A 24,003-nucleotide genomic window follows, 5' to 3' on the forward strand; every position below is an offset into this window, starting at 1 on the left:
GGCGCCCCGTATGACCAGGGGGGGGGCGGACCGGCTGCTGCGGGCCCGGGCCCCCGCCGCCCGCCCGCTGAACTGCTACCCGGTGGAGCGGCCGCTGAACGCAATCGCGCCTATCCGCCACGCCCGCGCCGCCGGGCTCGACCACCGCTGGTCGCTCGACCTGCCCGAGGAAGGCATCGAGATCGAGGCCGACGAGGCGCGCATCCGGCAGATCCTGATCAACCTGCTGGGCAACGCGCGCAAGCACACCCCCGACGGCACCGAGGTGGTCGCCGCAGTCCGGCCACAGGGCGACGGCGCGCTCCTGCAGGTCCGTGACAACGGCCCCGGCATACCTGCCGCACTCGTGCCGCACATCTTCGAGCGCTTCACCCGCGGGGACGCTGCCCGCACCCGGACCGAGGGTTCGACCGGGCTCGGCCTGTCGATCGTGTCCGCGGTGGTCGCCGCGCACCACGGCACCGTCGACGTCACCTCACGTCCCGGCGAGACGGTCTTCTCCATCTGGCTGCCGCGCCGGCAGCCGACCCCGCCGGCCAAGGCACCGGCCCCCACCGCACCGCACGACCCGCGGGTGCCGGTATGACGACGGCGCCGCGCCATACCCGGCTGAAACACCAGCTGAGCAGTTTCGCCGTGATCGGGATCGTCAGCACCGTCGCCAACGTGGTGCTCTTCTACCTGCTCAACCTCACCATGCACGCGCAGCTCGCCAACGCGCTGGCGCTCGTCGTCACCACGATCGGCAACACCGCCGCCAACCGGCGCTTCACCTTCGGCGTGCGTTCCCGCGACGGCGCGGGCAGAGCACAGATGCAGGGCCTGGTGCTGTGGTTGGTCATGTGGGCGGCCACCGCGCTCGCGCTCTTCCTGCTGCTGCGGACCCAACCGCACGCCTCGCACACCGCGCAGTCGGCGGTGCAGCTGGCCGGCAACGTGGTCGCCACGGTCATCCGCTTCGTGATGCTGCGTCGATGGTTCGCGCCCCGGCCGACGACGGTGCGAGGGTGAGTGCACGCACCGGTCCGGCACACGGAAAACCCCCGGTCGCAAGCTCCCGGGGGTTCCAGTGTGCGGAGGCGGAGGGATTTGAACCCTCGATGGGGTTTTATCCCCAAACCCGCTTAGCAGGCGGGCGCCATAGACCAGACTAGGCGACGCCTCCAGTGCTGCACCGTGCGGTGAAGCGTGGCAAGGCTACCCAAGAGACGGGCCCGAGTTCAAAACGGGTCGCCGCTTCGGACAACCGGAGACAAAGGTTCGGCGTCTACTGTGACGGGGCGCCGATTTGTGATCGGCACGATCTGTCGGTCAGACTCGTTCATCACATGATCACAGAACGGTAACGGACCATGATGAAGGCAGGCGAATGACGGGGAACGTCGGGGACGTCGGGGGACGACGTCACATACCGGAGCATGACCCGGACGAGACCATCATCGCCACCCGGCAGGAACTCGTCCGGCGTCAGGCTGCGGCCCGCCCGCCCGTCGGCTCGCGGGCCGACATGCGCACCGCACGGGTGCGGGACGTCCGGCGCGCGCTCGGCCTTACTGCGCTGTCGGTGCTGCTGCCCGGTCTCGGCCTGCTGTGGACGCGCCGCAAGATGGTCGGCCTGGCGATGGTCGGCATCACCGTCATCGGCGCGATCTGCCTGGGCATCATCGTCTCCAGCGGCGGCCTCATCCACGGCACCGCGCAGCTGCTCACCAAGAAGGGCCTGGTGCTGCTGCTCGTCTGCACGATCGGCGGCGGCCTGCTCTGGATCGCCGGCATCGTGCTGACCGCCATGACCACGACCGGACGGCGCTGGCCGGAGCAGACCCGGTGGATGCACCGTGTCTTCGCCACACTCATGTGCTTGGTCGTCGCGGCACCGGCCGCGTATGCCGCACATGACGTCTGGATCACCCGCAACGCCTTCAACAACATCTTCCACGAGCGCTACACCACCAACACCGACGCGGCGACCCCCGGCGGCGGCAGCGACCCGTGGGCCGACGTGCCGCGGGTCAACATCCTGCTGTTCGGATCCGACGCCGGCGCCGACCGCATCAAGCAACGCCCGGACTCCCTGATCGTGGCGAGCGTGGACACCAAGACCGGTGACACCGTCCTGGTGAGCGTGCCGCGCAACATGGGCCACGCGCCGATCCCGGCCAGCGACCCGCTGCACAAGATCTACCCGAACGGTTTCGTCAAGCTGCCGGGTCAGACCGACCCGGCCGCCGGTCTGATGGAGAGCATCTGGCAGGCGGGCGACGATCACCGGGACCTCTTCCCCAAGGACGACCCGCAGCCCGGCCTGACCGCCACCAAGGACGCCGTCACCGGCATCACCGGCTTGGAGATCGACTACACCGCCACCGTCGACCTGCAGGGCTTCGAGCAGCTGGTCGACGCCATGGGCGGTGTCTGGGTCAACGTCAAACCGGACCCGGGGCAGACCAACCCGCAGCTCGGCATACCGATCGGTGGCCGGATCATCAACGGCCAGGTCCAGCCCGGCTCGATCACCGGCTACATCAAGCCGGGCTACCAGAAGCTCAACGGACGCGAAGCACTGTGGTACTCCCGCAGCCGCGTCGCGAGCGGTGACGACCAGCGGATGCGCCGTCAGCGCTGCATGATCAACAGCCTCATCTCCCAGGTCAACCCGTTCCAGATGGTGCAGAAGTTCCCCTCGATCATGCAGGTCGCCGCCAAGAACATCCGTCTGGACATCAGCCAGGACGACCTGCCGGCCTTCGCTACGCTCGCCGAGCGGATGAAGAGTGGCAACATGCGCTCGGTCGACATCTCCAACCCGGTCAGCAACAGCAACCCCGACTACGCCAAGATCCACGCGCTGGTGCAGAAGGCGATCACCGCCAAGCACAGCAAGAAGGCGTCGACCCCGAAGAAGAGCGGCAGTAGCAGCACCAGCTCGTCCTCGACGACGCCGTCCAGCAGCTCCAGCAGCACGACCCAGAACGCCATCAGCGACACGGCCGACTCCTGCTGATCGTGCGCTGCCGGTCAGCTGTGAGTCGTGCCCACCGCCCGGTCGTGACGGACCGATGGGGTTGGATGCAGTCATGAGTTCGCGCACTGTGCTGGGAGTCACTGCCGGAGCCCTGGTCATCGCCGGCGGGGTTGGTGGCTACATGTATTGGCAGCAGGCCGACAGTGTGCACAAGCAGGACGCTGCGGCCAGGGCCGCTGCGACACAGTTCGCGCACGACTGGTCCACGCGGGAGCTCGGCGCGGCGTCATACATCGGCACCACCAGCCAGGGCGCGGCCGCCAATTTCGCAACGGCGACCGCTGCGCTGGGCGACGGCCCGATCAAGGTCGACGTGACGAAGTTCAACCGCGACGGCGACACGGCCACCGCGACCCTGCACGTGGCGTGGACGCTCAGCGACAAGCGCACCTTCAGCTGGAACGACCCGATCGAGCTGGCCAAGCGCGGACAGACCTGGGGTGTCAAGGTCGACAACTCCACGTCGTTGTGGCACCCGAAGCTGCAGGCGTCCGACGCGTTCGTGGTGCACCAGGACCACGGACTCCGCGGCGAGATCCGCAGCACCGACGGCAGCGCGATCATGATCAACCGAACCGTCTACGACATCTCGATCGACCCGACCAAGGGCACCGACGCGTCGATCGGCCAGTTGCAGAACGTCCTCAACATCACCGGTCTGGTCGACAAGCTGCACACGGCGCAGAAGGCGCACTCACAGGCGCTGATCCCGGTGATCACCTACCGGCAGGATGACTACATCATCTACCAGAACGGCGTCGAGGGCTTGGCCGGCGTGGTGGTCCAGAGCCGCAAGCAGCCACTCGCCGAGACGCGCACCTTCGGCCAGCCGCTGCTCGGCAGTGTCGGACCGGTCACCGCGGAGATGATCAAGAAGCATCCCAACCGCTACCACGCGGGCGACATCGCCGGACTGTCCGGACTGCAGGCGCAGTATGACGACAGGCTCAGCGCCACTCCTGGCTTCACCATCACACCGCGCTCGGACACCTCCGAGGTGCTCTTCGGCAGCAAGGCCGTGAATGGCAAGAACCTCACAGTCACGCTGGACCCGCGTGTCCAGAATGCCGCCGAGAAGGCGCTGGAGTCGCAGAAGGGCAAACCCGCAGCGATCGTGGCGATCAACGTCAAGACCGGCGGAGTCAGTGCCGTGGCCAACTCGCCGACATACGGGATCGACCGCGCGCTGACCGGCCGCTACGCACCGGGCTCGCAGATGAAGATCGCCACCACCTACGCGCTGCTGACACACGGCTTCAATCCCGACACGGTGGTGCCCTGTCCCAAGTCGGTGACCGTCAACGGTTATCGCATCGGCAACTTCGAGGGCGAGACCGCCGGTAGCCCGAAGTTCAGCGAGGACTTCGCCAAGTCGTGCAACACCGCCTTCGTCAAGGCGGCGTCCGACTTCAGCGACACCGAGCTCCAGCAGGCGGCGCACGCGCTCGGCTTCGGCTCCGGGTGGGCCAAGGGCGTCGGCGTCAACGGCGTCTTCGACGGCAATGTCCCGACCGCGAACGGGCCCACGGACAAAGCGGTTTCGGTCTTCGGTCAGGGCCGGGTGCAAGGTTCGCCGCTCGCCATCGCGGTCATGTCCGGGTCGGTCGCGCGCGGTTCGACGATCCCGCCGTCACTGGTCACCACACCGGCTCCGGGCGGCTCGCACAAGGCCACCTCGCTGGACCAGAGCGCCGTGCAGGAGCTGCAGAAGCTCATGCGGTTGACCGTCACTCAAGGCACGGCGAAGGCCGTCAAGTCCGTGCCGGGCGGACCCGTCTACGCCAAGACCGGCACATCGGAGTGGGCCGAGGGCGGCAAGACCGGGGTCAACGGCTGGTTGACCGGCTGGCAGGGCAACACGGCATTCTGTGTGCTGGTCGAGGACATCCCGAAGGGCAAGAGCGGCGGCGACACCGCCGCGCCGGTTGCCGCGGAATTCCTCACCACCCTGGCCAACAGCTGAGCGGCGCCGGCGGCGTACCAAAGTCTCCCCAGGGTCGACATACGACCGGGTCCCGGCCCCGGCGGCGTACCAAAGTCTCCCCAGGGTCGACATACGACCGGGTCCCAGCCCGACCACGTACCAAAGTCTCACCAGGGTCGACATTCGACCGGGTCCCAGCCCCGGCGGCGTACCAAAGTCTCCCCAGGGTCGAGATTGGACCGGGTGCCGGGTCTGCCGGCGTACCAAAGTCTCCCCAGGGTCGAGATTGGACCGGGTGCCGGGCCTGCCGGCGTACCAAAGTCTCCCCAGGGTCGACATACGACCGGGTCCCGGCCCCGCCCGACGCGCACACAGAACGCCCCGGCAACGCTGCTGCGCTGCCGGGGCGTCCTGCTGGCCGGACCAGTGCCCGACCATGGGTGTTGCTAAATCTGGGGTGCTACTTCGAGAGGTCGATCAGACCGGAACGACGTTGGCCGCCTGCGGGCCCTTGTCACCCTGGGTGATCTCGAACTCGACGCGCTGTGCCTCTTCGAGGCTGCGGTAACCCTGAGACTGGATCGCGGTGAAGTGGACGAAAACGTCCGGACCGCCGCCATCCTGAGCGATGAAACCAAAGCCCTTTTCAGCGTTGAACCACTTGACGGTTCCCTGTGCCATTGGGGGTAACTCTCAATCTATTGTTCTTCTTCGCATGACCGCGCACCTTACGTGGCCACCTGACCGCCGAGGCATCCCCCCAATGGAGTGAACCGTCCGCTCACAAACTCGGCGCCCAACCAGTGAGTCGGGCGCCGCACCACGAGGAACTGCAACTGCAGTCGAGCCTTGACGGTAGCACGGTGAGGGTGGCCGCACGGTGTCCAGCAGTTGACCGATCTCACCGACTGGGCGGGGTGTTCGCCGCCCGGGCGCGCGGACCCGTCGGGGGCCCGCCGTCGTGGTCACTCCACGCTCGTGCTCGAACGCCCGGAGGGACGACTACGCGCTGCGTTGCCCCGGAGTGCCGCCCAGGGCGCGGGTGAGGTCGGCCGCCGCCAGCCGGCAGTCATCGCACAGCTGCGAAAGTCGCTCCGGGCCAACCCGGTAGCGCGGCGCGGCAAGCAGGATCGCGGCGATCAGCCGCCCCCGGTGGTCGTGCACCGCGGCTGCCACCCCCACCTCGTCCGGCGTCGTGTCGCCGTCGTTCACCGCGATGCCAGCTGTGCCGTGCACGCTGTCCTTCGCGGCCAGTCGCCGGTATGCCGCCGCGCTGATCGACGCGGCGGCGAAGGACTCCTCGCGTTCGTCGTCCGTCAGCGCTGCCAGGCGCACCCGGACCGATGCATCCTCGATCCGGCTGTAACGCGTGCCCAGCTCGGTAGCGTGCTTGATCGGGTTCGCGGAAGGCACCTGCTCGACGATGACCGCCGCGGACGCGTCCCAGATCACCAGCGAACTGGTCTCGCCGGTGCGCTCGGTCAACGCCGTCAGCACCGGCAGCGCGGCACGACGTACGTCGAGGTCGGCCAGCAGCGCGCCCGCGACACTGAGCAGACCGAGGCCGAGCCGGAACTTCTTGGACAGCGGGTCCTGCTCGACCAGGTCCTCCGCCTCGAGGGTGGTCATCATCCGGGAGACGGACGACTTGTGCAGCCCGATCTGCTCGGCGATCTCGACGACGCCGAGCACCGGACGGTCGGGGCTGAAGCAGCGCAGCACGGCCATCGCAGTGGCCACGGGTGACGTGACACGCGGTGTCCTGGCGACCTGCTCGGCCATCGGCTCGCTCATCCCCTCCCGGTCGCTTACGCTGCGGGTCTCCTCGGATGCTACTTCGCATCGTCGACCGGCAGGGTGCCGATGTCCTCGGCCCACACCCGCGGGAAGCGCTGCTGGAACTGTGCCATCAGCCCGGCGCACCGGTCGTCGTCGAGCACCAGGACGGTGACCCCTCGGCTGCGCAACCACTCGAGTTCTCCTGCGAACGTGCGGTTCTCACCCACGACGACGTCGGTGATCCCGAACTGCACGATTGCGCCGGAGCACATCGCGCACGGCGCGAGAGTGGTGTGCAGGATCGTGCCGGCATACGAGCCGATGCGACCGGCCCGGCGCAGGCAGTCGATCTCTCCGTGCGCGGTCGGGTCACCGTGTTGCACCCGCTGGTTGTGGCCGCTGGCCAGCAGTGCTCCGCCGCGCTCCAGCGCCGACCCGATCGGCACGCCACCGTCGGCGAGCGACGCTTCGGCCGCCTCGACGGCGGCCTCGAACGCCGATCGTGAGAAGCGTTCGCGCAGTGCGTTCAGGTGCATGGTTGTCATCCTCCTCCGTGCCACCCGCGATGGTGGCGCATCCTCCGCCATACGACGTGCGAACGCAGCGACCGGGGGACGAGCCGGCTCCGCCGAACCAGCGCGTCCCCCGGTGTCCGGGGTGTCGTCAGGCGCTGATGATGTTCTGCTCCGGACCGAACGGGAACTTGGTGATGTTCTCGGCGCCGTCGTCGCCGACGACAAGGATGTCGTGCTCGCGGTAGCCGCCCGCTCCGGGCTCGCCCTCCGGCACGGTGATCATCGGCTCCATCGACACGACCATGCCCGGCTCGAGCACGGTGTCGATGTCCTCGCGCAACTCCAGGCCCGCCTCGCGACCGTAGTAGTGCGACAGCACACCGAAGGAGTGGCCGTAGCCGAAGGTGCGGTTGGGCAGCAGACCGTAGCCGACGTAGATCTCGTTGAGCTCCGCCGCGATGTCCTTACAGACCGCGCCGGGCTTGATCAGCTCCAGGCCGGCCCGGTGCACCTCCACGTTGATGTTCCACAGCTCGAGCGACCTGGCGTCCGGCTCACCGAGGAAGAGGGTGCGCTCCAGCGCCGTGTAGTAGCCGGACGTCATCGGGAAGCAGTTGAGCGACAGGATGTCGCCGTCCTGCAGCTTGCGGGTGGTCGACCAGTTGTGTGCGCCGTCGGTGTTGATGCCGGACTGGAACCACACCCAGGTGTCGCGAATCTCGCTGTTGGGGAATGTCTTTGCGATCTCGTGCACCATGGCTTCGGTGCCGGCCAGCGCCACCTCGTATTCACTGACGCCGACCTTGATCGCCTGCCGGATGGCCTCACCACCGAGATCGCCGATGCGCGCACCGTGCTTGATGACCTCGATCTCCTCCGGGGACTTGATCATCCGCTGCCGCATCGCCGCCTGCGACACGTCGATCAGCTGCGCGCCGTCGAGCGCGGCGGCCAGTCGCTGCCGCAGCATCAGCGGCAGCTGGTCGTCCTCGACGCCGACGCGCTTGGCCGTCACGCCACGCTGCTTGAGGGCCTGCTGGATGGCGTAGTAGTAGTTGTCGCGGTTCCAGTCGGTGTAGACGATGTTCTCGCCGTACGAGCGACGCCACGGCATACCGGCGTCGATGTTGGCGGTGATCGTCACGGTGTCGTCGGCCGTCACCACCATGGCGTAGGAGCGGCCGAAGTAGGTGAACAGGAAGTCGCTGTAGTACTTGATCGAGTGGTATGACGTCAGCACGACCGCGTCGAGCTGCAGGTCGGACATGATGGACCGCAGACCGTCGATGCGGCGCTCGAGCTCTGCGTCGCTGAAGGTCAGCGGCACCTTCGACCCATTGTGCAGCACCTTGAGGCGCTCGAGGTCGGCGACGCTGGTGGCGGGGGAAGCGGTGGTGGTCATGAGAGGTCTCCTTCTGTCGAGAGGTTGTCGTGCAGGTGGCCCAGCGGGTGTCCGTCACCGCTCTGGCCGGGCTGGGGGCCGGGATCAGCGATCCGGCGATGGATTCGTATGTCGGACAAGGTGTTTGCGGTGTGCTGAGCGATCTGCTGGAGGGTTGCGAACCACACGCCATCGAGCGACGTGATGTGCTCGACCAGTTCGGACAGCGCACTGAGCCTGGTCGGTCGCCCGGAGATGAACGGGTGGTTGGTCAGCACGAAGCAGTTGCCGGCCGTGGCCGCCACTGTCGCCTCGTCGGACCACATCTCCAGCGCCTTGCGTGGCGACTCGATGAGTCCGCTTCCGGTCCACTCCGGGTAGAAGGCGAACTGCTCCCAGTCGTCCAGGGCCCAGTCGACCGGGATCTCCACGAGATCGCGCTCGACGCCATCGGCGGACGTGAACCGATAGGGCACGTCACCGTCCAACAGGCTGGAGTCGTAGGCGAACCCGCGCTCCAGCAGCAGATCCGTCGTGCGGTAGTTGTACTCCCACCAGGGCGCGCGGTAGCCGACCGGACGGACGCCGACGCGGTCCAGGCTCTCCAGCCCCCGGTCGAGCATCTCGGCCTCCTGCGCGTCGGTCAGCGCGGTGGTCTTCTCGTGCATCCAGCCGTGGTGCGCGATCTCGTGGCCGCCGTCGGCGATCTGCTTGACCATGTCCGGGTAGAGGTCGGCCGTGTAGCCGGGCACGAAGAACGTCGCCCGTATGTCGTGGTGCTCGAGCATCGCCAGCAGCTTCGGAACCGCCACGGTGGGCCCGTAACTCTGGTGGCTCATCAGCGACATACGCCGGTGGAAGGTCGCATCGAAGGCCAGCGCACCGGCTTCCGCGTCGACGTCGAAGGTCAGCGATGCGGCGAACTTCTTGCCTTCGGGCCACGGGAAGCCCGATGGCGGGTGGAAGAGTTCGCTCACGCCGGAACCCCCTCCTCCTCGGCCCGATCGCGGACCAGAGCATCCTGCTCACAGGACTGCAGCTCTGCGACCGCCTGGTGGTCCTCGATGTCACCGCGGATCCCGAGCGGGATGCCGTCGTGGATCCGGCTCTTGAACCGTCGGTAGCCGGTGAGGAAGTAGATGCTGCCGGAGGTGACGGTGCCGGCCAGCCAGGAGAAGTCGGCGCCCCCGAGGGCGCGGGCTGCCGGTCCCTGCAGGGCGGGGATGCCGCCATACATGAACATCCAGGTCATGAACAGCCCGCAGAAGAAGGCGATGATCGCGTACTTGTTGACCGCCTTGAGGTGGGTGTCCTTGGGGTCGCGGAAGAGGTAGTCGTAGTTGCGGTGCTTGCGCTCGAAGATGAAGTAGTGCACCGCCATGATGCCGCCCCAGGTGGCGACCCAGCCGGCGATCGCGACCAGCCAGGTGTCGACCACGGTGGCGAAGTCCCCGGCGAACATGAAGCCGATCACGGCGCACATCGACAGCCCGCCGACCAGCAGCGACAGGTTGCGCCGGGAGATCTTGATGTCGAGGGCCTGGCTGGCGACGCTGAAGGTGTACATGTTGATGATGTTCGTCGCGATCGGCCCGTGGATCACCAACAGGATGATCGGGATCGCCATGGTGCCGAAGCTGCCGGCGATCAACTGGCCGGGGTCGGCCTTGGGGTTCGTGGTGGCCAGTGACGCACCGAGCGCGCCCAGCCAGATCACCGGGATGATCTGGCCCGAGACGCTGGCCAGGTAGAGCCGGCGGCGCGGGACGGTGCGACTGACGAACCGGGAGTAGTCGGGTGCGTAGGTGAACCATCCGATACCCCAGCCGATGCCGATGGCGGTCATGATCGCGGTCATCGTCGCGAAGCGCGCGGTTCCGTGCAGGCCCGCGCCCTGGTAGCCCCAGTTCACGTCGACCTTGGTCCAGGCCAGGATCGTCATGATGGTCAGCACGATCATGGTGGGTGGCATCGACCAACGTTCGAAGGCGGCGATGGCGCGGTAACCAAGGAAGCAGATGGTGACCTGCACGACCATGATCAATGCCGCGACGGCGATGCGCGCGCCATAGTTGTGCGCGTGCGGGTCCACCCAGCCGAGCAGGCCGAAGAGACTCATCACCAGGTCGAGGATGATCCAGGTGTTCACGGCGGCCCAGCCGATGGCGACGATCGCCTGTATGGCGGCCGGCAGGTAGGCGCCCTTGCGGCCGAAAGCGCCGCGGGACAGCAACATTCCGGTGGCTCCGGAGCGTTGCCCGAGCAGCACGAAGAAGCCGAAGCCGAACATGCCGATGAGGTTGCCGACGACGAGCACGATCATGGTGTCGCGCAGGCTCAGCCCGAGTTGGACGCCGAGGGCGCCGAGGATCCAGTTGATCGGCGCGACGTTGGCGCCGAGCCAGATCCAGAACTGACCGGAGACCTTGGTCGTCCGCTTCGACTCGGGGATCGGCTGCAACACGTCCTCGACGTCGGCCGTCCGGCCTTCGTCGGCTGATGCATCAGTGGTTTGCATTCCGGTTCTTTCTGGGGGAAGGGATTCCGGGTGTCGGGACCCAGCGGTCCGCTGTAGCCGCCGAGACGGCGTCGTGGCCAGGATCGGGAGATCCGGTCCGGTCGGCCCGTCCGCCTCGTGCTGCGTGGATGAGTTCAGGTGCCGCGGAGAGCTATTGCCGACCGAGGCGTTTCCCTCGAGAACGCCCTTGTTGCGTTGAACGCAACTTGGTTGCACCGAAACTAGATGTGATCCACGACACCGTCAAGAGCTACCCGGCAGTAGCTTTCGGCGACCGGCGTCGAAAGGTGGCTAGTAGTTGTTCCGGAGGAGCGCAGGCGACAACTACTCACCTCTCGCTGCTGGCGGGAGCGCCGGAGCGCGAGAGGAACCCCTACAGGACGGTGCGGATCCTGACTTCGAACGCTTCCATGTGCTCCAGCATCAGGCGTTCGGCGTGCTCCTTGCCGCCGTCGCGCACCGCCTCGAGCAGTTCGATGTGCTCGACGATGTGCGCACCCACGTCGGTCAGTCTCGGCGCCGCGACCGACCAGATGCGGGTGGCGAGGTTGCCGTAGCGCACCAGCGCGGTCTCCAAGTGGGCGTTGTGGGTCGCCCGGTAGATCGCGCGGTGGACCTGCAGGTCCCACTCCATGTGGTCGCGTGGCGACGTCTCCGACGACAACGAGCGCAGCCCGTCGCGCAGCTCCTCCAGCTCGCGGCGGTTCACGGCGTCGGCGCGCACCGCGCCCAGCCCGGCGGCCAGCGGCTCGAGCACCCGGCGAATCTCGGAGATCTCCGACAGGGCCGTGATGTCGACCGGGGTGGCGAAGGTGCCCCGCCGGGGATAGGTCACGACCAGGTGGTCGGACTCCAGGCGCTTGAGCGCCTCGCGCAACGGCGTGCGACCGACCGCCAGCTCCGCGGCCAGCGCGTGTTCGCTCAGCGGATCCCCCGGCTCGATGTCGAGCAACACCAGGCGCTCCTTGAGCGCCCGGTAGGCAGCCTCGGTCAACGATCCGTTGGTCCGCGTGTGGTTGGGCACGGTCCGCATCATGACGCACCTCCAGGGGTTGACAGGTGAGGAGTGCGGGCCTAGCTTACCCGACAACTGATATATCAGTTGTCGATTTCACTCGCGGAAGGAAGCGTCGTGACCACAGCAAGCACCGTCCTGCCGGACGCAGCAGAACCCGGTATGGCGCAAGGCGGCTTCAACTCGCCGTTGGCACAGGCAGATCCGGAGGTCGCTGCCGCCATCGCGCAGGAACTGCACCGCCAGCAGGACACGCTGGAGATGATCGCGTCGGAGAACTTCGCGCCGGTCGCCGCGCTGCAGGCGCAGGGCAGCGTGCTGACCAACAAGTCCGCCGAGGGCTATCCCGGCCGGCGGTACTACGGCGGCTGCGAGCACGTGGACGTGATCGAGAGTCTGGCGATCGACCGGGTCAAGGCCCTGTTCGGTGCGGCATACGCCAACGTCCAGCCACACTCGGGGGCCCAGGCCAACACCGCGGTCTACTTCGCACTGCTGCAGCCGGGTGACACCATCCTCGGCCTCGACCTGGCGCACGGCGGCCACCTCACGCACGGCATGCGGATCAACTACAGCGGCAAGATGTTCGACGTCGCCGCCTACCACGTCGGCGAGGACGGCCGGATCGACATGGACGAGGTCGCGCGGCTGGCGCGCGAGCACCGGCCGAAGCTGATCGTCGCCGGCTGGTCGGCATACCCCAGGACCCTCGACTTCGCGGCCTTCCGCGCGATCGCCGACGAGGTCGGCGCGCTGTTGATGGTCGACATGGCGCACTTCGCCGGTCTGGTCGCCGCCGGCCTGCACCCCAACCCGGTGCCCTTCGCCGACGTCACCACCAGCACCACGCACAAGACCCTCGGCGGCCCGCGCGGTGGGATCGTCCTGACCAACGACGCAGCGCTCGCCAAGAAGATCAACTCCGCCGTCTTCCCGGGCATGCAGGGCGGCCCGCTGGAGCATGTGATCGCGGCCAAGGCCGTCGCCTTCCGTGCGGCCGCCTCGGCGGACTTCGCCGACCGGCAACGCCGCACCCTGTCCGGTGCTCGACTGCTCGCCGAGCGACTCCTGCAGCAGGACGCTGCGCAGCGCGGCATACGCGTGCTCTCCGGCGGGACCGACGTGCACCTCGTGCTGGTGGACCTGCGCGATGCGGAGCTGGACGGCAAGCAGGCAGAGGACCGGCTGCACAGCATCGGGATCACCGTCAACCGCAACGCCGTTCCCGACGATCCTCGACCTCCGATGGTCACCTCCGGGCTGCGCATCGGCACCCCGGCGCTGGCGACCCGCGGTTTCGGCGACGCAGAGTTCACCGAGGTCGCCGACATCATCGCCGCCACCCTCATCGCCGACGACATCGACGCCGTCGCGGACGACCTGCGCTCGCGCGTCGCCGCGCTCACCGCTCGCTTCCCGCTCTACCCCGACCTGGAGGGCTGAATGACCACCTCATCAGACCAGCGCGCACTGCCGCCGCATCCGTCCTTCCTGTGGCGCAACCCGGACCCCCGTGACTCCTACGACGTCGTCATCGTCGGCGGCGGCGGGCACGGGCTGGCGACCGCCTACTACCTCGCCAAGGTGCACGGCATCACCAATGTGGCCGTGCTGGAACGTGGTTGGCTTGCCGGCGGCAACATGGCTCGGAACACCACCATCATCCGCAGCAACTACCTGTGGGACGAGTCGGCCGCGATCTACGAGAAGTCGCTCAAGCTCTGGGAGGGGCTGGAGGACGAGCTCGGCTACGACATCTTCTTCTCCCAACGCGGCGTGCTGAACCTCGCCCACACGCTGCAGGACGTGCGCGACTCGGTGCGCCGGGTGGAGGCGAACCGGCTCAACGGGGTGGACGCGGAGTTCGTCACCCCGGAGCAGGTCAAGGAGATCTGCCCGATCATCAACATCGGTCAGGACATCCGCTACCCGGTGATGGGGGCGACCTATCAGCCGCGTGCCGGCATCGCCAAGCACGACTGGGTCGCCTGGGGTTACGCCCGGCGCGCCAGCGAACTCGGTGTCGATCTGATCCAGAACTGTGAGGTGACCGGCTTCGACATGGACGGTGATCGCGTCGTCGGCGTGCGGACCAGCCGGGGCAACATCAAGGCCGGACGCGTCGCCCTGGCCGCCGCCGGCCACACCTCCACGCTGACCGAACTGGCCGGCTTCCGGGTGCCGATCCAGTCGCACCCCTTGCAGGCCCTGGTCTCCGAGTTGCACGAGATGATCCACCCGACCGTGGTGATGTCCAACCACGTGCACGTCTACGTCTCGCAGGCGCACAAGGGCGAGCTGGTGATGGGCGCCGGCGTCGATTCCTACAACGGCTACGGCCAACGCGGGTCGTTCCACGTCATCGAGCATCAGATGTCGGCGGCGGTCGAACTCTTCCCGGCCTTCTCCCGAGCGCACCTGCTGCGCACTTGGGGCGGCATCGTCGACGTCACGCTGGATGCGTCGCCGATCATGGGGCTCACGCCCGTCGAGGGCATGTATGTCGATTGCGGTTGGGGCACCGGCGGTTTCAAGGCCGTGCCTGGCGCAGGTTTCGCCTTCGCGCACACCATCGCCCACAACCAGCCACACGAGCTCAACCGTCCCTACTCGCTCGAGCGCTTCGTCACCGGCGAGCTGATCGACGAGCACGGCGCGGCCGCCGTCGCCCACTGACCACCGAGAGGACACCTTCAGATGTTGATGATCGAATGCCCCCATTGCGGCGTCCGCCCGGAGGGCGAGTTCGGCTACGGCGGACAGGCGCACATCCCCTACCCGGAGGACCCGCACGCGCTGACCGACGAGCAGTGGGCGCAATACCTCTTCTACCGGGACAACCCCAAGGGTGCGTTCCGCGAGCGGTGGGTGCACAGCGCCGGCTGCCGCAAGTGGTTCAACGCCGTCCGTGACACCCGCACCTACGACATCACCGCCACCTACCTCGGCGCCGCGCCCGCCGACGCGACCAGCACGCAAGGAGCCCGCTCATGAGCGCACACCGTCTCGAGGCCGGCGGCGTCGTCGACCGCGCCGCCACACGCCGCTTCACGATCGACGGCCGCCCGTTGGAAGGCTTCGCCGGTGACACCGTCGCATCGGCTGCGCTGGCCAACGGCGCTGTCCGGGTGGGCGATTCGATCTATCGCGGTCGGCCGCGAGGTGTCCTGACCAGCGGTGTCGAGGAACCGAACGCCTTCGTGCGCATCGGCGGCGAGTACGGCGAATCGATGCAGCCGGCCACCACCACCGAGCTGACCGAAGGACTGCAGCTGAGCTGGGAGGACGGCATCGGCACCCTCGACCAGTCCGTCGATCCGGCCGAGTACGACCACATGCACGTGCACACCGACGTCGCCGTGATCGGCGCCGGACCGGCAGGATTGGCAGCGGCCCGCGCGGCCGCCGCGACCGGCGTGCGCGTCACCCTCTTCGAGCAGGACTTCGCGCTCGGCGGCAGCCTGCTCGGCCGCCCGCACGAGATCGTCGAAGGCGTGCCCGCCGGTGCCTGGATCACCGACGTGCAGGACGAGCTGGAGCGGTCGGACAACTGCCGGATCCTCACCCGCACCAGCGTTTTCGGCAGCTACGACAGCAACTACCTGATCGCCCTGGAGAAGCGCGTGGACGCCCCTCGACAGGACGGTGTCTCCCGGCAGCGGGTGTGGCACGTCAATGCCGGCCGGGTCGTGCTGGCCACCGGCGCCTTCGAGCGCACCCTGGTGTTCGCGGGCAACGATCTCCCGGGTGTCATGCTCGCGTCTGCGGCGCAGAACTACCTCGGGCGCTACGGCGTCCTGGCCGGCGACCGGATCGTCGTCTTCACCACCAACGACTCGGCATACGAGGTGGCGGCTGACCTAACCGCGGCAGGTGCGACGGTCACTCTGGTCGACAGCCGGCGGGCGGCCGGTGTCGCCGACCCGGCAGCCGTCGACGTCCGCCACGGCAGCGTCGTGGTCGAAGCCGTCGGCTCCGATGAACTCGTCGGTGTCCGGATCGCGCCTGCCGGCGTCGATCCGCAGCAGACCGAACAGCTTCCGTGCGACCTGCTCGCCGTGTCCGGCGGATGGTCGGCCAACGTCAACCTGCATTCGCAGCGTCAAGGTGCGCTGCACTGGGACGACGCACTGCTCGGCTTCGTGCCGTCCGGCACCGTGCGTGACCAGGAGCTGGCCGGATCGGTGACCGGCACGTACTGGACCGACGGCGCGGTCGCCGAGGGCCACGCCGCCGGTGCCGGCAACGCCGTGCCGACCACCATCGAGGATCGCCGCAGCCGCTCCGGAAGCACCGACGCGTTGTGGGTGATCGCTTCTCCCACCGGCGAATTCGACAACCACTTCGTCGACCTGCAGCGGGACGAGACGGCGGCCGGAGTGGTCCGCGCGGTGCACGCCGGGATGCGTTCGGTCGAGCACGTGAAGCGCTACACCTCGATCAGCACCGGCCTGGACCAGGGCAAGATCGGCGGAGTGCTGACCATCGGCCTGCTCAGCCAGTTGCTCGGCGAGCACGACATGGCGTCCGTGCCCGCCGGGCAGCCTGGACAAGACAGCGCCGAAGGCATCAGCGGCACAGCCATCCCGGCACCCTCGCCGGGCGCGATCGGCACGACGACCTTCCGCGCGCCGTTCACTCCGGTCGCCTTCGCGGCGCTGGCCGGGCGGGCCCGTGGCGAGCTCTACGACCCGGCCCGGGTGACCCCGGCACAGGCCCGGCACGTCGCCCGCGGAGCCCGGTTCGAGGATGTCGGCCAGTGGAAGCGTCCGTGGTTCTACCCGCAGGAGGGTGAGGACATGGACGCGGCCGTGGCCCGTGAATGCCGTGCAGCGCGAACCGGTGTCGCCTACATGGACGGATCGACGCTGGGCAAGATCGAGATCCGCGGCACGGATGCGCCGACCTTCCTCAACCGCATCTACACCAACGCGTTCGCCAAGCTCCCGGTCGGCAAGCAGCGGTACGGCGTGATGTGCCGGCCGGACGGCATGGTGTTCGACGACGGGGTCTCGTTCCGGTTGGCGGAGGACCGCTACCTGATGACCACCACCACCGGCGGGGCGGCCGGGGTGCTCGACTGGCTCGAGGAGTGGCACCAGACTGAATGGCCCGAACTGGACGTCTGCTGCACCTCGGTGACCGAGCAGTGGTCCACCACGGTCGTGGCCGGTCCGCGCTCGCGGGACGTCATCCACGCGATCGCGCCGGACCTGGACGTCTCGAAGGAGGGCTTCGAGTTCATGGCCTTCCACGACACGGTGCTGGCCAGCGGCATACCCGCTCGGATCGCCCGCGTGACGTTCTCCGGCGAACTGGCCTTCGAGGTGAACGTCAGTGGCTGGTACGGCGAGGCGGTGTGGGACGACATCACGCACGCCGGTGCGCCGTTCGGCATCACGCCGTACGGCACCGAGACGATGCACGTGCTGCGCGCGGAGAAGGCCTTCCCCATCGTGGGGCAGGACACCGACGGGACGGTCACGCCCCAGGATCTCGGGATGGACTGGGTGGTGGCCAAGAAGAAGAAGGACTTCATCGGGATGCGGTCCTACGCGCGTGCCGGCCACGTCGAGGCGGGCCGCAAGCAGCTGGTCAGCGTGCTGCCGCTGGACCGTGAGCTACGGCTGCCCGAGGGCAGCCAGCTGGTGACGGAGGCCGACGCGCCAGCCGAGCCGATCGACGGCTTCGCGGCCGAACCGATCCCCATGATCGGCCATGTCACCTCCAGCTACCGCAGTGAGGCGCTGGATCGCACCTTCGCGTTGGCGTTGGTGCGGGACGGCCGATCGCGGATCGGTGAGCAGGTGATGGCCTCGTTCGAGGGCAGGTTCCACCCGGTGCAGATCGCCGAAGCAGTCGTCTACGACAAGGAAGGAGCACGTCGCGATGGTTGAGCGCAGTGCAGTGTTGGAGCGCCGCCGTAGTCCCCTGCAGCGGATGGCGAAGGAACTGGCCGCGGGCAGCAGTCCACAGGTCGCCCTCCGCGAGATCCCGTTCCTGGCCCAGGTCGGGTTGCGCGCCGAACCGGGCAGCGCCTCGGCTGCGGCCCTGGAGGCGGTCCTGGCCGGACCGCTGCCGCACGGTGTCGGTGACGTCACCGAACTCGGCGGCGACCGCCAACTGCTGTGGCTGGGCCCGGACGAATTCCTACTCGTGGCACCGGACGAGGCCAACGGCGGTGAGGATCCGGCCCGCATCGTGGACCGGTTGAGTGCCGCACTCGGCGCGTTGCCCGGTCAGGTGGTCGACCTGTCGGCCAACCGCACAACGCTGGAACTGCGCGGGGCTCGCGCGCAGCAGGTGCTCGACAAATCCTGCCGGCTGGACCTGGACCCGATCACCTTCCCGGCCGGATCCGCGCTGGTCACTCTGCTCGGGACGGTGAACGTCATCCTGTGGCGGGTCGCTGCCGACGTCTGGCGGATCATGCCCCGATCGTCGTTCGCGTCATACACCGCGCGGTGGCTGCTGGACGGCATGCGCGAGTACCACTGATGGCGCTCTCGGCACTCGACCTGTTCTCCATCGGCATCGGGCCGTCGTCGTCCCACACGGTCGGCCCGATGCGTGCCGCAGCCCGGTTCGTCGCCGGGCTGCGACGGCAGTCCTCGCTCCGGCAGGTGCAGCGGGTGACGGTGCAGCTGCACGGTTCGCTGGCCGCCACCGGTGTCGGGCACGGCACCGACCGGGCCGTGGTGCTCGGGCTGACCGGTGCTGACCCCGAGACCATCGATGTGACAGCGGCGTTCGAGCAGTTCGACGAGATCTGCGACCGAAGGCGGCTGATGCTCGACGGCGCGCACCCGATCGAGTTCGACCCCGACGTGAACGTGGAGTTCCACCGCAAGCCGCTCCCCCGCCATCCGAACGGCCTGCGCTTCATCGCGTATGACGCCTCGGGCGCTGCGCTGGCCGAGACCGAGAGCTATTCGGTCGGAGGCGGTTTCGTCGTCGACAAGGACGACGGCGAACGGCTCGGCGCGGACGAGGTGGCGGTGCCACATCCCTTCGCCACCGCCGAGGAGCTGCTCGCGCAATGCACACGCACCGGCGGCTCGATCGCCGAGGTGATGCTTGCCAACGAGGCGGCATTCCGGCCCGAGGCGGAGACGCGCGCGCAGCTGCTACGCATCTGGGCGGTGATGCAGGAGTGCGTGGAGAACGGCTGCACCCGGGACGAGAAGTTCCTGCCCGGTCGGCTGCAGGTGCGGCGCCGGGCGCCGGAACTGCGCCGGAAACTGCGCGCTCACGAGGCGGCCGAGCGTGCCCGCACCGGCACGATGAGCGATCCGTTGTGGGCGATGGAGTGGGTGAACCTCTACGCGCTGGCGGTCAACGAGGAGAATGCCTCCGGTGGCCGCGTGGTCACGGCACCGACCAACGGTGCCGCGGGCATCGTGCCCGCGGTGCTGCACTATTTCACCCGGTTCGTCGACGGCGCCGACGAGGCAGCCGTCGTCGACTTCCTGCTCACGGCCGCGGCCATCGGCATCCTCTTCAAGGAGGGCGCCTCGATCTCCGGGGCGGAGGTCGGCTGCCAGGGCGAGGTGGGGTCCGCCTGCTCGATGGCCGCGGCCGGATTGTGCGCCGTTCTCGGCGGTGCGCCGGTTCAGGTGGAGAACGCCGCAGAGATCGGCATCGAGCACAATCTCGGGCTCACCTGCGACCCGGTCGGTGGCCTGGTGCAGGTGCCGTGCATCGAGCGCAATGCCATCGCCTCGGTGAAGGCGATCAACGCCGCCCGGCTGGCGATGCAGGGCGACGGGGACCACCGGGTGGGCTTGGATGCCGCCATACGGACCATGCGGCAGACGGGCCGGGACATGAAGAGCAAGTACAAGGAGACCAGCCGCGGAGGGCTGGCGGTCAACGTGGTTGAGTGCTGAGTGAAGCTGCGCGCAGGGACGTTGCTCGCAGGGATATTTCTCGTACGGACAGTGCTCGCAGGACAAGGAGATTCGGCATGAGCCCAGACAACGGTGCACACCGCTACGTGCTGACCCTCGACGGTGCCGAACGCCCGGGGCTGCTGCACGCGGTCACCGGTTTCCTCGTCGACCACCGGGCCGACATCCGGGAGATCAAGCAGTTCGACGACCAGTTGGCCGGTCGCTACGTGTGCCGGGTCGACTTCGTGGTGCCCGACGACGCGGACCCCGGCATCGAGGCGCTGGAACGCTCACTGGACGGCCTGCGGCAGGAGTGGCAGCTCACCGCGGGACTGCGCCGGGCCGGTGACAAGCAGCGGGTGCTGGTCATGGTGTCCAAATTCGCGCACTGCCTCAACGACCTGCTCTTCCGGGCGCACGTCGACGACCTGCCGATCGAGATCGTCGCGGTCGTCTCCAACCACCCCGACCACGAGGACCTCGTGCGCTGGCATCGTGTGCCCTTCCACCACGTGCCGGTGACCCGCGACACCAAGCCGGAGGCGGAGGCTCGCCTGCTGCAGCTGGTCGACGAGCTGGACGTGGACCTGGTCGTGCTCGCGCGTTACATGCAGATCCTGTCCGACGACCTCGCACGCACGTTGAGTGGCCGGGCGATCAACATCCATCACTCGTTCCTGCCGAGTTTCAAGGGCGCCAAGCCGTACCACCAGGCGTACGAGCGAGGCGTGAAAACCGTTGGCGCGACTGCGCATTACGTCACCGGCGACCTCGACGAGGGCCCGATCATCTCCCAGCAGGTGCAGGAGGTCGACCACGCCTACACGCCGGCCGACCTGGTCGCCGCGGGCAGGGACACCGAGTGCAAAGCACTGTCCAACGCGGTGCGTTGGCACTGCGAGGGCCGGGTGTTCGTGCAGGGACTACGCACCGTCGTGCTGCGCTAGCCCTTCAACTCCGGGAAGTCGTCGTCGCGCCATTCGGGCACCGGACGCTCGCCGGCGATCTGCTCCTCGCGGCCGCGCAGTTCGACCCGGCGGATCTTGCCCGAGATCGTCTTCGGCAGCTCGTAGAACTCCACCCGCCGCACCCGTTGGTATGGCGCCAGGTGCTCCCTCGCGTACTGGAGGATCTCGAACGCCGTCTGCTCCGTGGGCTCGTGGCCGGGCGCGAGCGCGATGTAGGCCTTCGGCACGGCCAGTCGCACCGGGTCCGGCGCGGGCACGATCGCGGCCTCCGCCACGGCCGGGTGCTCGATGAGCACCGACTCCAGCTCGAACGGGCTGATCTTGTAGTCGGACGCCTTGAACACGTCGTCGGTGCGGCCGATGTAGGTGTAGTAACCGTCGCTGTCGCGGGAGGCGACGTCGCCGGTGTGGTAGACGCCGTGCGCCATGACGGCGTCGTTACGCTCGGGATCTGCGACATACCCGGTCATCAGGCCGACGGGACGCCGGCCGAGGTCGAGACAGATCTCGCCTTCGTCGGCCTCGGCCGGCAACAGCTCGCCGGTGACCGGGTCGGCCAGGCCGGACGGGACACCGGGCAACGGGCGGCCAATCGAGCCCGGCTTCACCTGCGAACCAGGCGTGTTCGCGATCTGCACACTGGTCTCGGTCTGCCCGTAACCGTCCCGGATGGTCAGGCCCCAGGATCGCTCGATCTGCCGGATCACCTCCGGGTTCAACGGTTCTCCGGCGCCGACGACTTCGCGCAGTGCGTCCGGCTTCGCGCCCAGTTCGGTGTTGATCAGCATGCGCCATACGGTCGGCGGTGCGCAGAAGCTGGTGACGCCCTCGGTGCGCAGCTGATCCAGCATCGCGGCAGCGTCGAAACGCGTGTAGTTGTAGAGGAAGATCGTGGCCTCGCCGATCCACGGCGCGAAGAAGTTGGACCAGGCGTGCTTGGCCCAGCCGGGTGACGAGACGTTCAGGTGTATGTCGCCGGGGCGCAGACCGATCCAGTACATCGTCGACAGGTGCCCGACCGGGTAGGAAACCTGGGTGTGCTCCACGAGCTTCGGCTTGGATGTCGTGCCGGAGGTGAAGTAGAGCAGCAGCCGGTCCTGCGGGGCGGTGCCGGGATGCGGGGCCGGTTGCCACTCGGCGGTGAACGCCCCGGCGAAGTCGCGCCAACCATCCGCCTCGCCGACGCTGATCCGCAGATAGTCCCCCGGCACCTCGTCGAACTTGGCGGTGTCGACGGGATTGCACACGACCCCGCGAGCCGCCGTCCGTTCGACCCGGTCGGTCAGGTCGGCGGGTCCGGCCGCCGTCGTGGTGGGCACGACCACGGCACCCAGCTTCATCACGCCGAGCATCGTCTCCCACAGCTCGACCTGGTTGTTCAGCATGATGATGACCGAGTCGCCCTTGCCGACCCCGAGCGTGCGCAGCCAGGTCGCGACCTGATCCGAACGCCGGGACATCTCCTGGAAGCTGCGGCTCGTGCGTGAGCCGTCCTGCTCGGTGATGACCAGCGCCGGCCGGTCGTTGTCGACCGCGATGGCGTCGAACCAGTCGACTGCCCAACAGAACTGGTCGCCCAGCTCCGGCCACCGGAAGCCGCGGGTTGCCTCCACGTAGTCGTCGTGGTGCTGCAGCAGGAAGTCCCGTGCCGCACGGTATGCCGTGGTCGCCGTCGAGTCCATGTCGTCATCATGGCACCGGGGTCGGTTCCCGGGCGACGACTCCTGCGATGAAAGGATCGTGCCGATGTCTGCTCGTCGTGTCGTGTCGCTGGTGCCGTCGATCACCGAGGCGCTGGCCGCTTCCCGGCCGGAGTCGCTGGTCGGTGCGACGGACTGGTGCACCCATCCGGCCGACCTGGATGTCACCCGTGTCCGCGGGACGAAGAACCCGCACCTGGACACCATCCGGTCGTTGCGGCCGGACGTCGTGGTCGCGAACAAGGAGGAGAACCGCGAGCTGGACGTGCGGCGGCTACGGGACTCCGGCGTCACCGTCTGGGTGAGCCAGATCGAAACCGTACCGGAGGCGTTCGCGGCGTATGACGAGTTGTATGACGACGTGCTGCACTGGCCACGCCCGCCATGGCTGCACGAGGCACGGCGACTGTGGTCCGGCGACCTGCCACCGGTCCGCGCACGGGTCGCCGTGCCGATCTGGCGCGACCCGTGGATGGTGGTCGGCGCGCGCACCTTCACCGGGGATCTGTTGCGGCGCGCGGGTTTCGACAATGTGTATGCCGATGCCGCCGGTCGGTACCCGCGCACCGAGGTCGCGGACATCGACGCCGCCGGGGCGGACGTCATACTCCTGCCGGACGAGCCGTAGGTGTTCACCGCGGACGACGGGCCCGTGGTGTTCCGCACCCCTACACGACTGGTCAGCGGCCGCCTCATCACCTGGTACGGCCCCTCCCTCATCGAGGCTCGGCGGCAGCTCTGCTAAGCAAAGACTCCAGCACCGGGCATCACACTGAACACCAGTTGCGTCTCGGTGTGCCGCACACCCGGGTGCACGTTGATGTGCTCGAGCACCAGGTCGCGCAACTGCTCCGGCCCTCGCACCGCGACGTGCAGCAGGTAGTCGTTCTCGCCGGCGACGTGGAACACCGTCAGCACACCCGGTATGGCGGTGAGCGTGTCGTGGAACCGCAGCACGTGGTCGCGGTTGTGGCTGGTCAGCCGCACCGCGATGACGGCCTGGATGGGGTGACCGAGCGCGGCCAGATCCATCTGGGTGGTGAACCCCGTGATGACTCCCCGCTCGCGCAACAGCTGAACCCGCTTGGCACACGTCGACTCCGCGATGCCGGCGCGCTTGGCGAGCGCCGCGCCGGTGATGCGCGCGTTGCCGGCGAGCTCGGCCAGGATGGCCAGGTCGACACCGTCCAGCCCCGGCGGAGGATTCTTCGACGGCGCGGTCATCGCGGCGGTCCTGTCATCGGATTCCGTCCCATCTGACGCATTCTGGCGCAGGATCTGCATCG

General features: G+C 68.1%; 21 protein-coding genes and 1 tRNA gene. 12 read left to right on the forward strand and 10 right to left on the reverse strand.

Features of this window, described 5'->3' with window-relative positions:
- Together ACTHL4_RS13865 and ACTHL4_RS13870 are read left to right on the forward strand one after the other, a co-directional pair.
- Positions 1-586 (forward strand): sensor histidine kinase (locus ACTHL4_RS13865; protein WP_440283356.1); only part of this gene is annotated, 586 nt, incomplete at its 5' end.
- Positions 583-1,011, forward strand: a complete 429-nt coding sequence (locus ACTHL4_RS13870) for a GtrA family protein (protein WP_440283357.1) — start codon at positions 583-585, stop codon at positions 1,009-1,011. The genes ACTHL4_RS13865 and ACTHL4_RS13870, both read left to right, overlap by 4 nt.
- A gap of 63 nt (positions 1,012-1,074) precedes the next feature.
- Here the strand turns inward: ACTHL4_RS13870 and ACTHL4_RS13875 are convergent.
- A tRNA-Ser gene (locus tag ACTHL4_RS13875) sits at positions 1,075-1,165 on the reverse strand.
- A gap of 204 nt (positions 1,166-1,369) precedes the next feature.
- On the opposite strand from ACTHL4_RS13875, the gene ACTHL4_RS13880 reads away from it, so the two are divergent.
- Positions 1,370-3,004 carry an LCP family protein gene (locus ACTHL4_RS13880; protein ID WP_440283358.1) on the forward strand — a complete coding sequence of 545 codons (1,635 nt, stop codon included), beginning with the start codon at positions 1,370-1,372 and terminating at the stop codon, positions 3,002-3,004.
- Between the two features lie 73 nt (positions 3,005-3,077).
- On the forward strand, positions 3,078-4,988 hold the full coding sequence (locus ACTHL4_RS13885) for a penicillin-binding transpeptidase domain-containing protein (RefSeq protein WP_440283359.1): 1,911 nt from the start codon (positions 3,078-3,080) through the stop codon (positions 4,986-4,988).
- Positions 4,989-5,426: 438 nt separating this feature from the next.
- Here ACTHL4_RS13885 and ACTHL4_RS13890 read toward each other — a convergent pair whose 3' ends face one another.
- The 7 genes from ACTHL4_RS13890 to ACTHL4_RS13920 form a co-directional block, all read right to left on the reverse strand.
- Positions 5,427-5,630, reverse strand: a complete 204-nt coding sequence (locus ACTHL4_RS13890; protein WP_440283360.1) for a cold-shock protein — start codon at positions 5,628-5,630, stop codon at positions 5,427-5,429.
- Between the two features lie 321 nt (positions 5,631-5,951).
- Positions 5,952-6,743: an IclR family transcriptional regulator gene (locus ACTHL4_RS13895; protein ID WP_440283361.1), complete on the reverse strand. Its 792-nt coding sequence runs from the start codon at positions 6,741-6,743 to the stop codon at positions 5,952-5,954.
- Positions 6,744-6,781: 38 nt separating this feature from the next.
- Positions 6,782-7,264, reverse strand: coding sequence for a nucleoside deaminase (locus tag ACTHL4_RS13900; RefSeq protein WP_440283362.1), 483 nt, complete (start codon positions 7,262-7,264; stop codon positions 6,782-6,784).
- Positions 7,265-7,391: 127 nt separating this feature from the next.
- Positions 7,392-8,645 carry a M24 family metallopeptidase gene (locus ACTHL4_RS13905; protein ID WP_440283363.1) on the reverse strand — a complete coding sequence of 418 codons (1,254 nt, stop codon included), beginning with the start codon at positions 8,643-8,645 and terminating at the stop codon, positions 7,392-7,394.
- Positions 8,642-9,601 (reverse strand): polysaccharide deacetylase family protein, encoded by a 960-nt coding sequence (locus ACTHL4_RS13910; RefSeq protein WP_440283364.1) that lies wholly within the window; start codon positions 9,599-9,601, stop codon positions 8,642-8,644. The genes ACTHL4_RS13905 and ACTHL4_RS13910 overlap by 4 nt, the downstream gene beginning before the upstream one ends.
- Positions 9,598-11,142 (reverse strand): purine-cytosine permease family protein, encoded by a 1,545-nt coding sequence (locus ACTHL4_RS13915; protein WP_440283365.1) that lies wholly within the window; start codon positions 11,140-11,142, stop codon positions 9,598-9,600. The genes ACTHL4_RS13910 and ACTHL4_RS13915 overlap by 4 nt, the downstream gene beginning before the upstream one ends.
- A gap of 373 nt (positions 11,143-11,515) precedes the next feature.
- Entirely contained in the window at positions 11,516-12,175 is a 660-nt protein-coding gene (locus ACTHL4_RS13920; RefSeq protein ID WP_440283411.1) for a GntR family transcriptional regulator, read from the reverse strand.
- Between the two features lie 144 nt (positions 12,176-12,319).
- Here ACTHL4_RS13920 and glyA point away from each other — a divergent pair, with 144 nt between their 5' ends.
- From glyA to purU, 7 genes are all read left to right on the forward strand, one after another.
- Entirely contained in the window at positions 12,320-13,600 is a 1,281-nt protein-coding gene (glyA, locus tag ACTHL4_RS13925; RefSeq protein WP_440283412.1) for a serine hydroxymethyltransferase, read from the forward strand.
- Positions 13,601-14,833: a sarcosine oxidase subunit beta family protein gene (locus tag ACTHL4_RS13930; protein WP_440283366.1), complete on the forward strand. Its 1,233-nt coding sequence runs from the start codon at positions 13,601-13,603 to the stop codon at positions 14,831-14,833.
- A gap of 21 nt (positions 14,834-14,854) precedes the next feature.
- On the forward strand, positions 14,855-15,151 hold the full coding sequence (locus tag ACTHL4_RS13935) for a sarcosine oxidase subunit delta (protein ID WP_440283367.1): 297 nt from the start codon (positions 14,855-14,857) through the stop codon (positions 15,149-15,151).
- Entirely contained in the window at positions 15,148-18,054 is a 2,907-nt protein-coding gene (locus ACTHL4_RS13940) for a 2Fe-2S iron-sulfur cluster-binding protein (protein WP_440283368.1), read from the forward strand. The genes ACTHL4_RS13935 and ACTHL4_RS13940 overlap by 4 nt, the downstream gene beginning before the upstream one ends.
- Positions 18,047-18,655: a sarcosine oxidase subunit gamma gene (locus tag ACTHL4_RS13945; RefSeq protein WP_440283369.1), complete on the forward strand. Its 609-nt coding sequence runs from the start codon at positions 18,047-18,049 to the stop codon at positions 18,653-18,655. Before ACTHL4_RS13940 ends, ACTHL4_RS13945 begins: the two co-directional genes overlap by 8 nt.
- Positions 18,655-20,046 (forward strand): L-serine ammonia-lyase, encoded by a 1,392-nt coding sequence (locus ACTHL4_RS13950; protein ID WP_440283370.1) that lies wholly within the window; start codon positions 18,655-18,657, stop codon positions 20,044-20,046. Before ACTHL4_RS13945 ends, ACTHL4_RS13950 begins: the two co-directional genes overlap by 1 nt.
- A 77-nt stretch (positions 20,047-20,123) precedes the next feature.
- Complete coding sequence (gene purU, locus ACTHL4_RS13955; RefSeq protein ID WP_440283371.1) at positions 20,124-20,996, forward strand: formyltetrahydrofolate deformylase; 873 nt, start codon at positions 20,124-20,126, stop codon at positions 20,994-20,996.
- Here the strand turns inward: purU and ACTHL4_RS13960 are convergent.
- Complete coding sequence (locus ACTHL4_RS13960) at positions 20,993-22,699, reverse strand: AMP-binding protein (protein ID WP_440283372.1); 1,707 nt, start codon at positions 22,697-22,699, stop codon at positions 20,993-20,995. The two genes, purU and ACTHL4_RS13960, sit on opposite strands and share 4 nt — an antisense overlap.
- A 64-nt stretch (positions 22,700-22,763) precedes the next feature.
- On the opposite strand from ACTHL4_RS13960, the gene ACTHL4_RS13965 reads away from it, so the two are divergent.
- On the forward strand, positions 22,764-23,345 hold the full coding sequence (locus ACTHL4_RS13965) for a helical backbone metal receptor (RefSeq protein ID WP_440283373.1): 582 nt from the start codon (positions 22,764-22,766) through the stop codon (positions 23,343-23,345).
- A 113-nt stretch (positions 23,346-23,458) separates the two neighbouring features.
- On the opposite strand, the gene ACTHL4_RS13970 is transcribed toward ACTHL4_RS13965, so the two are convergent.
- Positions 23,459-23,941: an Lrp/AsnC family transcriptional regulator gene (locus ACTHL4_RS13970; RefSeq protein WP_440283374.1), complete on the reverse strand. Its 483-nt coding sequence runs from the start codon at positions 23,939-23,941 to the stop codon at positions 23,459-23,461.
- Between the last annotated feature and the right edge of the window lie 62 nt (positions 23,942-24,003).

The organism is Flexivirga sp. (assembly GCF_051955415.1).
Taxonomy (GTDB): Bacteria; Actinomycetota; Actinomycetes; order Actinomycetales; family Dermatophilaceae; genus Flexivirga.

What these genes read in the sequence shown, in the direction of transcription:
- ACTHL4_RS13880 (WP_440283358.1), top strand. Translation starts at nt 1,370, where the DNA reads ATGACGGGGAACGTCGGGGACGTCGGGGGACGACGTCACATACCGGAG.
- glyA (WP_440283412.1), top strand. Translation starts at nt 12,320, where the DNA reads ATGGCGCAAGGCGGCTTCAACTCGCCGTTGGCACAGGCAGATCCGGAG.
- purU (WP_440283371.1), top strand. Translation starts at nt 20,124, where the DNA reads ATGAGCCCAGACAACGGTGCACACCGCTACGTGCTGACCCTCGACGGT.
- ACTHL4_RS13920 (WP_440283411.1), bottom strand. Translation starts at nt 12,175, where the DNA reads ATGCGGACCGTGCCCAACCACACGCGGACCAACGGATCGTTGACCGAG.
- ACTHL4_RS13945 (WP_440283369.1), top strand. Translation starts at nt 18,047, where the DNA reads ATGGTTGAGCGCAGTGCAGTGTTGGAGCGCCGCCGTAGTCCCCTGCAG.
- ACTHL4_RS13965 (WP_440283373.1), top strand. Translation starts at nt 22,764, where the DNA reads ATGTCTGCTCGTCGTGTCGTGTCGCTGGTGCCGTCGATCACCGAGGCG.
- ACTHL4_RS13970 (WP_440283374.1), bottom strand. Translation starts at nt 23,941, where the DNA reads ATGACCGCGCCGTCGAAGAATCCTCCGCCGGGGCTGGACGGTGTCGAC.
- ACTHL4_RS13900 (WP_440283362.1), bottom strand. Translation starts at nt 7,264, where the DNA reads ATGCACCTGAACGCACTGCGCGAACGCTTCTCACGATCGGCGTTCGAG.
- ACTHL4_RS13940 (WP_440283368.1), top strand. Translation starts at nt 15,148, where the DNA reads ATGAGCGCACACCGTCTCGAGGCCGGCGGCGTCGTCGACCGCGCCGCC.
- ACTHL4_RS13870 (WP_440283357.1), top strand. Translation starts at nt 583, where the DNA reads ATGACGACGGCGCCGCGCCATACCCGGCTGAAACACCAGCTGAGCAGT.
- ACTHL4_RS13930 (WP_440283366.1), top strand. Translation starts at nt 13,601, where the DNA reads ATGACCACCTCATCAGACCAGCGCGCACTGCCGCCGCATCCGTCCTTC.
- ACTHL4_RS13890 (WP_440283360.1), bottom strand. Translation starts at nt 5,630, where the DNA reads ATGGCACAGGGAACCGTCAAGTGGTTCAACGCTGAAAAGGGCTTTGGT.
- ACTHL4_RS13935 (WP_440283367.1), top strand. Translation starts at nt 14,855, where the DNA reads ATGTTGATGATCGAATGCCCCCATTGCGGCGTCCGCCCGGAGGGCGAG.
- ACTHL4_RS13885 (WP_440283359.1), top strand. Translation starts at nt 3,078, where the DNA reads ATGAGTTCGCGCACTGTGCTGGGAGTCACTGCCGGAGCCCTGGTCATC.
- ACTHL4_RS13905 (WP_440283363.1), bottom strand. Translation starts at nt 8,645, where the DNA reads ATGACCACCACCGCTTCCCCCGCCACCAGCGTCGCCGACCTCGAGCGC.
- ACTHL4_RS13960 (WP_440283372.1), bottom strand. Translation starts at nt 22,699, where the DNA reads ATGGACTCGACGGCGACCACGGCATACCGTGCGGCACGGGACTTCCTG.
- ACTHL4_RS13895 (WP_440283361.1), bottom strand. Translation starts at nt 6,743, where the DNA reads ATGAGCGAGCCGATGGCCGAGCAGGTCGCCAGGACACCGCGTGTCACG.
- ACTHL4_RS13950 (WP_440283370.1), top strand. Translation starts at nt 18,655, where the DNA reads ATGGCGCTCTCGGCACTCGACCTGTTCTCCATCGGCATCGGGCCGTCG.
- ACTHL4_RS13915 (WP_440283365.1), bottom strand. Translation starts at nt 11,142, where the DNA reads ATGCAAACCACTGATGCATCAGCCGACGAAGGCCGGACGGCCGACGTC.